Here is a 13,817-nt window from a genome sequence, read left to right on the forward strand (position 1 = left end):
GGTCCCTGCCGGGCGGCGCAGTTCGCTGGGTCTGGATGGTCGTGCCGTCGTTCAGGCGAGCAAGCGGTCGATCCCCTCGGCCAGTTGGTCGCGGGAGGTGGCAAGCGAAAGTCGCACGTGCCCCTCGCCGAACGCCCCGAACGCCGTTCCCGGGGTGAGGGCGACCCTTCGGTCGGTGAGCAACTTGACCGTGAATTCCTCGCTGGTCAGGCCGCAGTCACCGGTGCTCAGCCAGACGTAGAAGCCGCCGTCCGGGACGTGTGCGGTGAACGGCGACCCGGAGATCTTGTTCAGGACCAGGTCGCGGTTCTCCCGGTACTGTTCGCGCCACTCGTTGAGGTAGTCCTGGGGGCCGGTGATGGCGGCGAGCGCTGCGAACTGGGCCGGCGTGTTCACACACATCACGCTGGGCTGCAGCAGGGTGAGCACCGGGTCGACGACCTGGGACGGCAGCGCGCAGTACCCGATGCGCCAGCCGGTCATCGCGTAGACCTTCGAGAAGCTGAAGACCGAGATGACTCGCTGGGGCTCGCTCTCCAGGCTGCCGATGCTGACGAACTCGCCGGAGAAGTCGATGCCGTCGTAGCACTCGTCGGAGATGATCCAGACGTCCTTCTCCGCGCACACCTCGAACAGCCGCTCGGCCAGCTCCCTCGGTATCACGCTGCCCAACGGGTTCGACGGCGAGTTGAGCACGACGGCCTTGGTCGAGTCGTCGATGAGCGCGGCGATCTGTTCCGGGTCGGGAAGGTATCCGCCTTCGGCAGTGAGCCGGTAGTACTTCGGGCGCGCGCCGAACGCGTTGGCCATCATCGTGAAGTTGGACCAGCCCGGGTCGGGGATCAGGATGGAGTCGCCCGGATCCAGCACCGAGCCGAAGACGGCGAACAGCGCGTTCGCCCCGCCGTTGCTCACCACGACCTGGTGCGAGCCGGGAACCTGGATCCGGTTGACGGTACGCAGCTTGTGGGTGAGCGCTTCCTTCAGTTCGGGCAGGCCCGGCGTGGGAGCGTATCGGGTGTGGCCCTCTTCGGCGGCGCGCTGGGCGGCCGCGCGGACATGAGCCGGCGTCGGGAAGCCAGGCTCCCCTACCTCCAGGTGGACCACGTCTTCGCGGCCCCAGGCGAGCTCCATCATCTTCCGCACGCCCGACTTCGGCCGGTTTGCTGCGGTGCGGGAAAGCTTCATGAGACTACTCCTCCGGTTTCTGCGCGTTCGGGGGCGCTGTGGAGCGGGCGCTGCCGGTCGGTGGAAGGCTGGGACGCGCGCCTGTGTGGCCGGCACGAGCCGCGGGATCGGCGGGGTCTCGTCGCCAGAAGTCGGGTGGATGTGGCGAGCAGGGCGCCTGCGGCGTGAGAAAGCGGTGGATCAAGGGTCTGTCCGGGATGTCAGGCGATCTATTTCACGCTGCGCGGCACGGATGATGCCCAGGTACCCCGTGCACCGGCAGACGTTCCCGGAGATTCCCTGACGGAGGGTCTCCTCGGTTGCCGGTATTGCGGAATCCACGCAGTCCTGCGCAAGTGCACAGGCGTTGACCAACTGCCCCGGGGTGCAGAAACCGCATTGGAAGCCGCCCTCCTCGGCAAATCCCTGGCGGAGGTCGGCGGCGATGTCGGCCAGTCCTTCGACCGTGGTGACCTCGGAATCCGTCGTCGCCGCCAGGGTGATGCAGGAGAGCCGAGGACGTCCTGCGACAAGCACAGTGCAGGCACCGCACTCCCCCACTCCGCATCCTTCTTTCGTGCCGGTGAGGCGAAGGCGCTCCCGGAGCGTGTCGAGCAACCGCTCGGCCGGAGCGATGTCAACCGTGTGCTCCGCACCGTTCACGACGATCCGCTTCTTCACGGCACCACCACGAACAGTTCTCGCAGCACGCTCGCCAGGACATTGCTGCCGGCGAATGCCTTCCAGTGACTGCCCGGAAGCGGGTGCGTGCTCGACAGCCATGTCCCGGTGCATTCTTCGATCACCTCGGCCGTGACCTGACTGCCCTCGAGGATGCGCTCCAGAGTGCGGGCACGGTACGGCCGGGGCGCCAGGCCGCCGAGAACGACTCGGACGTGGTCCGCCCGGCCGGATTCCGGCTCGGCGGCGGACACGCAGACCGTGGCCACTGCGAACGCGCCGTGCCACAGTGCGAGCTTGCGGTACCGGGTGGTGCGCCGTAGCGCCGGGGCCGGCACGTCGATGGCTGTGATGACCTCGCCCTCGGCCAGCACGACCTCCCCCGGCCCCGAGTAGAGCGATTCCAGCGGCAGCGTGCGAGGCCCGGCCGGGCTGTCGATCCGGGCCACGCCGTCGAGCGCGATGAGCGTGGTTGCCAGGTCCGAGGGGGTCACCGCCTGGCACCGGTGTCCGTCCTGTACGGCGTGATAGAAGCGGTGGTCCCCCATGACCGCGTAACACGGCCTGGTGACGCCGCCGCGTTTGTAGCAGTCGAAGCCGTTGCGGTAGAACCAGCACCGTTTGGCCTGGCAGAGGTTGCCGGCGACCGTCGCGGCCTGGCGGATCTGCGGGGTGGCGATCTGCGCTGCGGTCTCCTGCAGCGCAGGACCCGCCGCAGGATCGGCTGCCAGTGCGGCCAGGGTGACCGCCCCGCCGATCCGCAGAGATCCGTCGGCGGCGGTGCCCACGGTGGTCAGTTCGGGGCAGCGGGAGAGGTCTACCAGCACCGGCGCTACCGGAAGCTGCTGACGCTCCCGGACCAGGAGGTCGGTGCCACCACCGAGCGGGGCTGCGGACTGGTGCCGCTCGAGCAGCGACAGCGCTTCGCCCAGCGATGTCGGCTGGACGACATCGCTGATCCTCCCGGCCGGGCGCGTGGGCGCGATCCGCGGGCCGATGCGCGCCAGGGCTGCATGCACCCCGTACGGATACGCCCGCCGCATGCCCTCCGTCCACCATTGCTTCGGGTCACGCCCGATCGAGCCCGCCCGAGCCGGGAGCCCGGCCCTGGCACGCATCGCGCGCAGCACCTTGTCCGGGGTGAGTGGCGCCTCACGGAGCCGCACCCCCACCGCATGGGCGATCGCATTGGTCAGCGCCGCACCGGTCGGCAGCAGGACGATCTCACCGAGGCCCTTGGCACCGAACGGACCGGCCGGGTCCTCGGTCTCGATGAAGTGCACCTCGATCTGCGGCATCTCCGCGGCTCGGGGCACAAGGTAGTCGACGTAGCTCGGGTTGACCGTCCGGCCGGCCTCGTAGATCAGCTCCTCACCGAGCGCCGCTCCCAGGCCCATCACCACCCCGCCCTCGACCTGCCCGCGTGCCGTGACGGGGTTGAGGATCGTGCCGGAGTCGTGGGCCGCGACGACCTTGACCACCCGGACCACCCCGGTGTCCTGGTCCACCTCCACCTCCACAGCCTGGGCGGCGAAGGAATAGGTGGGCGATATGTCCTCGTACCCGTACCCGGCGGGGGTGGGATCCGTCCATTCCCCGGTGAACTCGGACTCGATGTGCAGTGCCTCACCCTGCGGTGCGCACAATGCCGCCAGGTCGCCCAGGCTCAACCGGTCGTCGCCGCGCACGGCGTGTCCGTCCTGCCAGGCGATCCCGGAGGGGTCCGCGGCGAACTTCGCCGCCGCAGCCTGCACCAGGGTGTCCTTGGCGTCCTCGGCCAGACGACGGGCGGTGCTGACGGAGACGAAGCTGCCGCGGGACGCGCCGGCGCCGGCATCGTGCGGGGTCCGTGCGGAATCTGTGGTCACGATCGCGATGCCGGCGGGGTCGATGTCGAGGACCTCGGCGACTGCCTGGCAGATCAGGGTCTTCTGCCCGGTGCCCGCATCCCCGCAGCCGGACAGCAGGGTGATGCGTCCGTCGGTGGAGAGGTCCAGGGCGGCACTCGACCGCAGCATGTACTCGCGTCGCAGGGCGGTGACGTGCATGCTGCAGGCCACCCCGACGCCTCGTCCGTTGCCGCCCTGCGCCCGCTTCGCGTCCCAGTCGATCTCTCGCCGGACCGTCTCCAGGCACGCCTTGAGAGCGCTTGACTTGATTTCCCAGCCCGTGATCGATCGTTCCCCGACCTCGCTGAGTGCGTTGCGCAGGCGGAAGTCGATCGGGTCGATGCCCGCCTTCTCCGCCAGTTCGTCAATGGCGCACTCGAGCGTCCAGTTGACCGCGAAGCCGCCGGCTCCGCGGAACGAGGAGGGGGACTGCTTGGTGGTGTACACGCAGCGGCCGTCACCGTCATAGCTGGAGAACCGGTAGGAGGAGGCGATGGCGACCGAGCCGTAGTCCATTTCGCCGGGTCCGGCCATGTTGTAGGCGCCGTTGTCGACGTCGAAGTCGGCTCCCAGGTACGTCAGGTTCCCCGAGCTGTCGCAGCCGATCCTGATCCGCGTGTCCCAGCTCAACCGTGACTTGGTGAAGGCGAACTCCTCGGCCCTCGACTGACGTAGTTTCACCGGACGGCTGGTGGCCAAGCTCAGCGCGCACACAAGTGCCTCGGTGCTGGAAATCTGGGTGCGGCCGCCGAAGTCGCCGCCCACGGTGACCTCGTGCATCCGGACCTGGTCCGGGTCCAGCGCGAAGAGCTGGGCCAGGTCCCGGCGCAGCCCCCGTGGATTCTGCGAGGGCGCCCAGACGTGCAGCATCTCCTCGCGCGGCGACCAGTGCGCCATGACCGTGTGCGGCTCCATCGTGGCGTGAGCCTGACGACTCGACAGATAGCGGGCCGCGACGCTGTGCGTAGTCGCCCGTTCGGCCTCCTCCCGAGAGCCGAACTGCTGGTGCACCCGCTTGGCGATGTTGTCCGGGCTTCCCTCGTGGATCGCGTCAGCGCCCGGCAGCAGCGCCTTGGCCATGGTGTCCAGGACCGGAAGCCGCCGGTAGCGCACCTTGATCGCCGCAAGTGCCCGGTCGGCCGCCTCGGGGCTCTCCGCAGCCACCACTGCGACGGGCTCGCCGACATGGCGGACCACACCGCGGGCGAGTGGCAGGCGGTCGGAGTCGACGGCCCGGTAGTCGATGTAGGTGCGGGCCGGCAGGTCCGCCGCGGTGAGCACCGCTCGTACGCCGGGGGTCGCTTTGGCCTTGCGCGTGTCGATGCCGAGGATCCTTGCGTGCGGATGCGGGCTGTGCAGCACCGCGGCGACAAGCTCCCCGGGCAGGTCTATGTCCGCGGTGTACCGGGCGGTGCCGCTGGTGATCGCCACCCAGTCGACCGGTTTGCGGTGCTCACCGATGGAAGCCAATGTGGGCTCCTAGGTTCTGGACTGTGGGCTGCTTGGTCGCCGGAGGCTGGCGCGGCACGGGGGCAGGGATACCGGAAGTGCTCGTCCCACGTCCCGCGCCGATGGTCAGAGGACCGGGTTGGTGAGGGTGCCCAGGCCTTCGATCTCGGTGACCAGGGTGTCGCCCGCCTTGAGGAAGCGGCCGCCGCCGGAGTACATGTGCGGGAACAGGTTGGGCAGCTCGCCGGGCTTGAGGTCGAGGCCCTGGGCCATGCCGACGCCGGCGGGGGTACCGGTGGCGATGACGTCGCCGGGCTCCAGGCGGGTGATCTCCGAGGCGTAGGAGACCAGCTGCTGCACGGTCCAGATCATGTGCTTGGTGGAGGAGTCCTGCTGGACCTCTCCGTTGACCACCGACCGGATCCGCAGGTCCGAGACGTCCGGCAGGAACTGCTGCGGCACGATCCACGGCCCCATCGGGGCGAAGGTGTCATTGCACTTGTTGGCGTACCAGTCCCACGGGAACGGACCGGTATCGCGGATCATTTTGTCCCGGCCGGAGATGTCCTGGTAGATCGTGTAGCCGGCGATGTAGTCCTTCGCCTCCTGCGGCGAGACGTCCTCCGCGGTGCGGCCGATGACCACCGCGAGCTCGGCCTCCCAGTCCACGTACTGGGCGACGTCCCAGTTGCGCTTCCTCGGCAGCCGGATGGCCTCCCCGTCGCCGATGATGCAGTTGTTCGGCGTCTTCGGGAAGATGTAGGGCACATCGGTCTCCGGCGAGATCTCGACGGTGCCCATCTCCTTGATGTGGTCGTAGTAGTTGGCGCCGGCGTTCAGGATCTTCCCGGGGTTCGCCAGCGGCGCGGCGAACCGTACGTCCTGCACCCGGTGCACAAAGCCGCCTTCACCGGGCGCGGGCAGCTCGCCCGCGGCGGCCCGGCGGGCCACCTCGGCCAGGCGCTCGGTGAAGTAGTCCCAGTTGGTCAACACGGCCAGCATGTCCAGCCGGGTCGGCCACTCGATGAACTGTCCCTGGCGCTGCTCGCGGTGCAGGTGGGTGAAGCACCGCTCCACATCGATGACGGTGGTCGGGTTCTCGCCGAGTCCGAGACCGACCGACGTGAAGTCGCCGTAGAGGTAGGTGCACAAGCGGTAGGCGTGGCTCGCCATGCCTCAATCTCCTTCACTGTGGCCCGTCCCCGGTCGGGGACGGGAAGGGTTTCGCTTCGTGGTCTCGACCAGGCCGTGTGCTGCCGGCCGAGGGATCACGCCGGATGTGCGCTCGCCGGGGTTGGAGGCGAGGCTCTGGGCCGTGCCGACGCCGGCGGAGGGCGGGCGGCGATCACGTCGCCGGGCTCCAGGCGGTGACCTCCGAGGCGTACGACACGGCGTGCTCAGGTTGCTTCGACCGCACTTTCGCTTCGGTCGGAATCGTCGGCCCTGCCCTGGCGGCCGCGGACGGTCTCGGGCAGGCCGGCGATCGCGAGGACGCTGATGACTGCCGTCACCGCGAGGTAGGCCACGACCGGCCAGGCCGACCGCCCGCCGGCCGCGTACAGAGCTGTCGCCAGGAAGGGTGCGAGGCCCCCGCCGAGAACGTGTCCGGTCTGTACGCCGAGGGACACACCGCTGAATCGGACTCTCGGCTCGTACAGTTCGCTGAAGTGCGCAGCCATCGGCCCGTAAATGGGCGCCGGCGAGTTGTTGGCCAGGATGAGTGCAAGCAGTACGACCGCATCGTTCTTGGTGTTCAGCATCGGGAAGAATGCGAAGGCGAACACGACCAGGAAAACAGCTCCACCGAGCATGACGGGCTTCCGGCCGACCCGGTCGGACAGTGCCGAGAAGAACGGAACCGTCACCAGGTTGAAGGCCAGGGCAATCATGGTGAAGTTCAAGAAGGTCGTCCGTGAAAAGCCGAGCTTTTCAGTTCCGTAGGTCAGTACGAATGTGAAGGCGATGTACACCATGGTGGAGAAGGCGATGACCGACCCCACCGAACGGAGCAGGACGCCGGGGTATGTTCGGATGACTTCAAGAGCGGGCATGCGCGCGACCCGGCCGTCCGACTTCATCTCGGTGAACTCCCGGGTCTCGGTCATACCGAGCCGGACATAAAGACCCACCGCCAGCAGGGCGGCGCTGGCAAGGAAGGGTAGGCGCCATCCCCAGGACGCAAAGGCGCTCTCATCGAGCCGGCCCACGAGCGAGAAGGCTGCGATTCCCAGCATGGGGCCGATCGACGTGCCGAGAATCGTCCAGCTCCCGTAGAGTCCGCGCCTGCCCGGCGGCGCATGCTCGACGGCCGTCACCGTTCCGCCGCCCCATTCGCCGCCTGCGGAGAATCCTTGGACCAGTCGGGCGAGCACCAGGAGGGCGGGCGCCCAGACGCCGATCGCCGCATAGTTGGGAAGGAGTCCTATGCAGAACGTGGAAACCGCCATCGTCACCATGGTGACCACGAGCATGAACTTCCTGCCGAGACGGTCTCCGAAGTGCCCTGCGACTGCGCCGCCGAGCGGTCGGGCAATGAATCCCACTCCAAAGGTGGCAAATGCGAGCAGCGTACCGACCAGGGGGTCGTCCGAGGGAAAGAACTGCTTGCCGAACACCACACCGCTGGCGATTGCGTAGATCAGGAAATCGTAGTATTCAATCGCCGTTCCGACGCCGGTGGCGAATGCGATACGGGCGTGGCTGGGCCGGATTGGTAGCGCACCGGTTTCGGCGGATGCCATGATTGCTCCTTTTTCCTACGGGAGTTTCGGCTGCACTCTCCCGGGCCACTGGGTCGCCTGGTCGTAGGCGTGGCCCAGACGCAGTACCTCGAGGTCTGCGTGACTGCGTCCGATGACCTGCACGCCCATCGGCAGACCGCGCTCGTCGAAGCCGACCGGGAGGTTGAGCACCGGCAGGCTGGTCAGGGACCAGGGGGCGACGGTCTCCATCCAGCGGTGGTAGGTGTCCATCGGTCGGCCGTTGATCTCGCGCGGCCAGGGCAGACTCGCGTCAAAGGGGAAGACCTGGGCCGACGGGGCGAGGATGAAGTCGTACCGCCGCAGCAGCTCCTGCACCGAGGCGTACCACCGGATCCGCATCTCCTCGGCGCGGTAGACGTCGTGCGCGCTCAGCCGCAGGCCTTGCTCGACCTCCCAGACAGCCTCGGGTTTCAGCTGTGCACGGGAGGCCGGATCGACGTACAGCGGGTGCAGCGCCCCGGCGGTGAGCCAGTGCCTCCACAGCAGGAAGGTCTCCCACACCTGAGCGAGAGGCATCGCAGGCAGTGCTTCCTCGACCGTGCAGCCGATCTGTTCAAAGGCCTGGAACGAGCTGCGGCACAGGTCCAGCAGGCCGGGTTCGGTGGCGAGGTAGCCGGCGAAGTCGCCGGCCCAGGCAATGCGGGTGCCTCGGTGGTCGTGGTCCAGTGCCTCGGCGAACATCGCCGGGTCCTGCTCGATCGCCAGAGGCGCGCCGGCGTCGGGCCCGGCCATGACCGACAGGAGCATGGCGGCATCGGCCACGGATCGGGCCATCGGACCGGCGACCGCCGGGGCGGCGATGAAACCGGCTTCTGGAACCCTCCCGTAGGAGGGGCGGAAACCGATGACGTTGTTGAAGGCGGCCGGGTTGCGCAGCGAGCCCATGAAATCGGTGCCGTCGGCGACGGGCAGCATCCGCAGGGCAAGCGCCGCAGCCGCCCCGCCGCTGCTGCCGCCCGCGCACCGGGCGAGGTCGTACGGGTTGCGGGTGGTCCCGAACAGCGGGTTGTAGGTCTGCGAGCCGAGACCGAACTCCGGGGTGTTGGTCTTGCCGATGATGATCGCCCCGGCATTGCGGATCCGCTGAACGTGCGGTGCGTCGGTGGCGGGGATGTTGTCCCTCAGCAGGGGCGAGCCCTTGGTGGTCGCCAGCCCCGCCGCATCACTGAGGTCCTTCACCGCGTGCGGAAACCCGTGCAGCCGGCCGAGGTACTGCCCCCGGCGCAGCAGTCGGTCGTGTTCCTCGGCCTCGGCGAGCAGTTCGTCCTCATCGCGGAGGGCGATGATCGCGTTCACGTGCGGGTTCAGCCGGTCGATACGGTCCAGGAACTCCCGCATCACCTCGCGGCAGGAGACCACGCCGCGTCTGATGGCGTCCGACAGCGCCAGTGCGTCCAGCGCAGTGAGGTCGCCGGGTGCCGGCAGGGGCGCTGACATGCCGGTGGTACTCGCAGTCATGAGGCCTCTTCGTCGTGGTCGTCCGGCGGTTGGGCGGCTGCGTCGTGCGTCTGCACGCAGCCGCACATCCGAGGGTCAGTGACCGGTTCAGCGGTACCCGGTCGCCGGGTCGGGGCCGAGGTCGACAATCGCGGCGACCGGGCCGCCACCGGCGGGCCCCTGGTGCACGGCGGACACCGAGACAAAGACGGCGGGGTCGCCGGTCACGGCCGCGGCAACGCCGCCCACGCAGGACTTGATCTGCCGGTGCCAGTGGACGTCGGAGTCGTCGAGCATGGCGTTGCGTCGACCGCGCACGATTCCTCCCTGGGAGGCCTCACATTTGAGGAACACATTGACCAGTCGGCCGTGCAGGTCGGTGTGGCGCGGGCGCTCCGGCAGCTTCAGGCCAGCGTTCTCGATCGCCTCCCAGATGCCGTCCTGGTCCAGCGCGTCCCGCATGACCGCGTGCCCGATGCGGTACCGACCGCCCACCCCACGGGCGTTGCCGACCACCACGATCTGCGCCCGGTCGAGTTCCACCCCCGAGGAGCAGGAGGCGACCGAGGAGTACAACTCGCGGTTGTGCATCACGTCCGCGTCCGAAGGCATGGCGATCTCGCCAAGGGCCACCGCGACCCCGAGACCGGTGGTGGCGTTGGACAGGTCCATGGACTCGTGAGTGTGCTCGGTCCACACCTGCTGACCGCGCGCCTTGGCGTCCCGGATGGTGTGCACGGTGAGCAGCGGGGTCTTGGTCTGCACATAGTGCACGTCGGCCGGATCGGTGATGCCTGCGGCGGCCATCGCCGCGCGGACGCCTGCCGCGACCTTCTCGATCATTGCAGTCCTGCCGATCTCCTCGGGCAGGAGCGGCTCGCTCATGGCGAATCCGACGGTGAGCCTGGGCTCGTCGGTCTGCTCGGCCTGCTCCCGCGGCAGGGTGGCGAAGACGGTCGCATGCGGGCTGATCACGCCGTCGGTGCCGCCGGACCAGACGATCGGGACCAGCTTCACTTGCTCCACGCTGCGGGTTCCCTTGTGCACCAGGAGCTCCCGGAAGGCACGGTCGGCGATGATCCGGGTGTAGTCGTTGACTCCGCCGTTGCCTTCGGTCTTGCCGATGATGGCAATGACCCGGTCGGCTTCGAGCACCCCAGTGTCGATGAGCTCGGCGAGGCCGGAGGTGTCGCTGACGCTCTGGATGGGGACCTTGCGGACTTCGATGGGCTCGGGCACGTGCTTCTTCTCCCTCTCCTGGTACCGATGGCCTGCCGCCATGCGCGTCGGCGTGGCGGTCTGGTGGTGCGTCGGTGACGGCTCGCGAGCGCGCTCTGGAACGGCGCGCGGGGATCCGTGCGGATCATCAGGCGGCTGTGGCCGTGCGCAGCTGGGAAGATCGGGTCGTCCGGGGCTGGGAAGCGCTGACGGAAGGCCAGGCGTTCACCGGCTCCGCGTTGTTCGTAGGACCGGCGAGTCCTCAGTTGGAGAGACCGTTCAGGTCGGCTCCTGGTGTGCCAGGACACTAGGCCTTATCCCGCTGTGATGGAAGATTCTGTTTGGAAATCCCTCTATACGGAAACCATGCCGCGTCAGCCAGACGCCCGCGCACTGCGGCCCCTACCTGTTCGCGCAGGTCTTGGCAGGGCGGCGTGCGTCGGGGGGTTCACCATGGCTCCCTTGGCATGCCGCGTAGGACGCACGCAGCATTCCTACGCGGCTCGGGACCCCAGCAGCTGATCCAGCCTGCTTCGCGGCCATGTGTCACCGCCGCCTTCAGCCTTCTCTCACCCCGGCCGGGCTCCGGCGTGTGGCATCGGTTCCGACTGAACGGGTCAGCCGCCCATCCATGTTGATCGCCAGAACGCACTCCCACTCAATCAAGCCCCAGCAGTTCCCACCCCCCTACACTGCGAAGAAGTCCGCGGCAATCGCGTTGCTGGCCCGGCGCAGTTGCGGAACGATGGTCCGCACTCGGGCCGCGGGGAGTCGTGCCGCGGGGGACGCGACCGACAGTGCCGCCATCGGGCGCTGCCTGGTGTCCATGATTGCGACCGCGACCGCGTGCACACCCTCCTCCCCCTCTTCGATGTTGGTCGCGTAGCCGCGGTTGCGTACGGCTTCGAGTTCCCGCTGGAAGGCGTCGGGGTCGACGATGGTGTGCGCGGTGAGGGCAGGCAGGCCCTCCCGGAAGCGGGCGCGTACCTCGTCGGGGTCGAGTACGGACAGCAGGAGCTTGCCCGCAGCCGAGGCGTTCGACGGAGTGCGCTGGCCGGCGATGTGTTTGACATGCAGTGTGTGGCTGGTCTCCGCTATGGCATCTACGCAGAGCACCTCGGACCCCAGCAGGATCTGCAGGTTCACCGTCTCGTTCAGTTCGCGGCAGAGCGCCTGGAGATGGTGGTGCGCGGCGTGCTCCAGCGTGTGCTGGGTGGCGAAGTGCCGGGCGATCCGGAGCGTTTCGGGACCCACCGTGTAGCGCCGGGAGCCGTTCGCCTGCTGCAGGAAGCCTTCGTCCCGCAGACAGCTGAGCAGCCGGTGGGCGGTCGACAGGGCGATGCCTAGGAAGTCCGCGGCATCAACCACGCGGATGGAGGGGTGTTCGGTGAGCAGCGACAGGAGCCGCAGCGCATTGGTCACGGAGCCGAGGCTGCTGCCTCCTGCGGGCAAGTCTTTTCCCATAGAGGAATGTTAGAGCCACTTCTTCCCTCCCTACGGCAGTTTCTCTTAGCGTCAGACTCCCGATCCGGCGGCGGCCCGTCCGGACGATTCCGGTGTCAGGAGGACCCGTGGGCGAAGGAGCGACAGGTGAGCGCGGACCACGGGACCACAGCGGCGGCGTGGCACTGGAGGCGTACGGCACCGCCGCGGTGCGGGCGGATGGCACCCACGCCATCGCTGGCAGGGCTACGGCTCCTGCGCCTCGCCTGCTTCGCTGGCCCGGGCTCGCGGACGCGGGTGTGCTCGCGCCGCGCAACCGCCGCGCCGGCCCGGCACTGGCCCGGCTCGGGATCGAGGAGCTGATCTCACTGTGCGAACGCATGGACTTGCGTGGGCGGGGCGGGGCGGGCTTTCCGCTCGCCCGGAAGCTGCGCGCAGTCCAGGAGGCCGCACGCGTCCACGGCCGGGCACCCCACGTCGTCGCCAACGGCGAGGAGGGCGAACCGGCCAGCGTGAAGGATCGCGCCCTGCTGTCCCTGTGCCCCGACCTCGTGCTGGACGGGGCCCGGGTGGTCGGCCGTGCGCTGGCCGCCGAGCGGATCCACCTCTACGTCAGCGACCCCTGCTGCAGGCGGATCGTCACGGAGCGAGTCGAGCTGCGGGGCGAGTCGCCAGCCATGGAGGTCTTCGCCGCACCGTCCGGATACGTCTGCGGGGAGGAGACTGCGGTGGTGCGGGCACTGTCCGGTGGGCCCGCCAAACCCACCGCCAAGCCCCCGCGCCCGTTCGAGCACGGTGTCCGGGGTCGTCCCACGCTGGTGTCCAATGTGGAGACCCTCGCACAGCTCGCGGACGCGGTGCGCCGAGGGGCGGCGGCCCCGCCGTGGTCGGGTCCCGAGCCCGGATCGACGGTCCTGCTCACGGTCGTCACCGACCACGGCGAGCGGACCCTGGTCGAAGCCCCCGCCGACGTCGACCTGCGCTCGGTCCTCGAGCGGCTCGCCCTGTGGCCCGCCACCGGACAGCCGCAGGTGATCCTCGGCGGATTCTTCGGCGGGTTCGCCACCCTCGACTGCTTCACCACGCCGCTCCGCCATCAGGCCATGCGGGCAGCCGGCTCATCTTTGGGATGCGGCATCGTCATGGTGCTCACCGACACCTGCCCGGTCACCGCTGTCGCCGAAATCCTGCACTACTTGGACCGGGAGAACGCCCACCAGTGCGGCCCGTGCTTCAGGGGCATCGCAGCCATGCTCGGCGGAGTCGAAGCGCTGACAGCCGGGTCGGCCACCGCGCAGACGGTGGAGCAGTTGCGTTCGTGGAGCGTCTCGCTACGCGGAAGGGGGGCCTGCGGAACCCTCGACGCGGCCGCAGGCCTGCTGGCCGGCCTGCTCACCGAGCACCACGTACTGGTTGCCGCCCATCTGGACACGGCCTGCGGACGGTGCGCGGCCGCCCCGGACCGTCTGCCCGCGACACGCTGGGCGGCCAGTTGGCCGATCGATCTGGAGGAGTACTGATGAAGGTCCGTGTCGACATGAGCAGATGCCAGGCCTACGGCAACTGTGCCGACGAGGCGCCGGCCGTGTTCACCCTCGACGAGTGGGGCTACGCACAGGCAGTCGACGGCGACGTGCCCTCGGAACAGGAGGCGGCCGCGCGCCGTGCCGCGGCAGCCTGCCCCGCGCGCGCGATCGCCCTCCAGGAGTAGGCCGGGGGCCGGGTAGCCCCGGCCTCCCGCACACGAAGAGACCTTGCGACGGAGGAGAGA

10 protein-coding genes are annotated in these 13,817 nt (G+C 68.8%); 2 read left to right on the forward strand and 8 right to left on the reverse strand.

Annotated elements, in window-relative coordinates; all coding sequences use genetic code 11:
- Window positions 1-51: 51 nt before the first annotated feature.
- The 8 genes from ACIQFZ_RS34920 to ACIQFZ_RS34955 all read right to left on the reverse strand — a co-directional run bounded on the left by ACIQFZ_RS34920 (window position 52) and on the right by ACIQFZ_RS34955 (window position 12,067).
- Complete coding sequence (locus ACIQFZ_RS34920) at window positions 52-1,188, reverse strand: pyridoxal phosphate-dependent aminotransferase (protein WP_402693101.1); 1,137 nt, start codon at window positions 1,186-1,188, stop codon at window positions 52-54.
- Window positions 1,189-1,368: 180 nt separating this feature from the next.
- On the reverse strand, window positions 1,369-1,848 hold the full coding sequence (locus ACIQFZ_RS34925; RefSeq protein ID WP_402693102.1) for a (2Fe-2S)-binding protein: 480 nt from the start codon (window positions 1,846-1,848) through the stop codon (window positions 1,369-1,371).
- Entirely contained in the window at window positions 1,845-5,207 is a 3,363-nt protein-coding gene (locus ACIQFZ_RS34930; protein ID WP_402693103.1) for a molybdopterin cofactor-binding domain-containing protein, read from the reverse strand. The genes ACIQFZ_RS34925 and ACIQFZ_RS34930 overlap by 4 nt, the downstream gene beginning before the upstream one ends.
- Before the next feature lie 105 nt (window positions 5,208-5,312).
- On the reverse strand, window positions 5,313-6,359 hold the full coding sequence (locus tag ACIQFZ_RS34935) for a fumarylacetoacetate hydrolase family protein (RefSeq protein ID WP_402693104.1): 1,047 nt from the start codon (window positions 6,357-6,359) through the stop codon (window positions 5,313-5,315).
- Window positions 6,360-6,583: 224 nt separating this feature from the next.
- Complete coding sequence (locus tag ACIQFZ_RS34940; protein WP_402693105.1) at window positions 6,584-7,927, reverse strand: MFS transporter; 1,344 nt, start codon at window positions 7,925-7,927, stop codon at window positions 6,584-6,586.
- 15 nt (window positions 7,928-7,942) lie between these two features.
- Complete coding sequence (locus ACIQFZ_RS34945) at window positions 7,943-9,406, reverse strand: amidase (protein ID WP_402693106.1); 1,464 nt, start codon at window positions 9,404-9,406, stop codon at window positions 7,943-7,945.
- A gap of 87 nt (window positions 9,407-9,493) precedes the next feature.
- Entirely contained in the window at window positions 9,494-10,666 is a 1,173-nt protein-coding gene (locus tag ACIQFZ_RS34950) for a ring-opening amidohydrolase (RefSeq protein ID WP_402693107.1), read from the reverse strand.
- 624 nt (window positions 10,667-11,290) lie between these two features.
- Window positions 11,291-12,067: an IclR family transcriptional regulator gene (locus tag ACIQFZ_RS34955; RefSeq protein ID WP_402693108.1), complete on the reverse strand. Its 777-nt coding sequence runs from the start codon at window positions 12,065-12,067 to the stop codon at window positions 11,291-11,293.
- A gap of 107 nt (window positions 12,068-12,174) precedes the next feature.
- On the opposite strand from ACIQFZ_RS34955, the gene ACIQFZ_RS34960 reads away from it, so the two are divergent.
- Entirely contained in the window at window positions 12,175-13,566 is a 1,392-nt protein-coding gene (locus ACIQFZ_RS34960; protein WP_402693109.1) for an NADH-ubiquinone oxidoreductase-F iron-sulfur binding region domain-containing protein, read from the forward strand.
- 17 nt (window positions 13,567-13,583) lie between these two features.
- Entirely contained in the window at window positions 13,584-13,757 is a 174-nt protein-coding gene (locus ACIQFZ_RS34965; RefSeq protein WP_402693110.1) for a ferredoxin, read from the forward strand.
- The last annotated feature ends 60 nt before the right edge of the window (window positions 13,758-13,817 follow it).

Origin of the sequence: Streptomyces sp. NPDC093064 (assembly GCF_044754605.1) — a bacterium.
Lineage (GTDB): Bacteria > Actinomycetota > Actinomycetes > Streptomycetales > Streptomycetaceae > Streptomyces.

Bases quoted from the DNA above. Each gene is read 5' to 3' on its own strand.
- ACIQFZ_RS34920 (WP_402693101.1), bottom strand. From the start codon at position 1,188: ATGAAGCTTTCCCGCACCGCAGCAAACCGGCCGAAGTCGGGCGTGCGG.
- ACIQFZ_RS34965 (WP_402693110.1), top strand. From the start codon at position 13,584: ATGAGCAGATGCCAGGCCTACGGCAACTGTGCCGACGAGGCGCCGGCC.
- ACIQFZ_RS34935 (WP_402693104.1), bottom strand. From the start codon at position 6,359: ATGGCGAGCCACGCCTACCGCTTGTGCACCTACCTCTACGGCGACTTC.
- ACIQFZ_RS34945 (WP_402693106.1), bottom strand. From the start codon at position 9,406: ATGACTGCGAGTACCACCGGCATGTCAGCGCCCCTGCCGGCACCCGGC.
- ACIQFZ_RS34940 (WP_402693105.1), bottom strand. From the start codon at position 7,927: ATGGCATCCGCCGAAACCGGTGCGCTACCAATCCGGCCCAGCCACGCC.
- ACIQFZ_RS34950 (WP_402693107.1), bottom strand. From the start codon at position 10,666: ATGGCGGCAGGCCATCGGTACCAGGAGAGGGAGAAGAAGCACGTGCCC.
- ACIQFZ_RS34955 (WP_402693108.1), bottom strand. From the start codon at position 12,067: ATGGGAAAAGACTTGCCCGCAGGAGGCAGCAGCCTCGGCTCCGTGACC.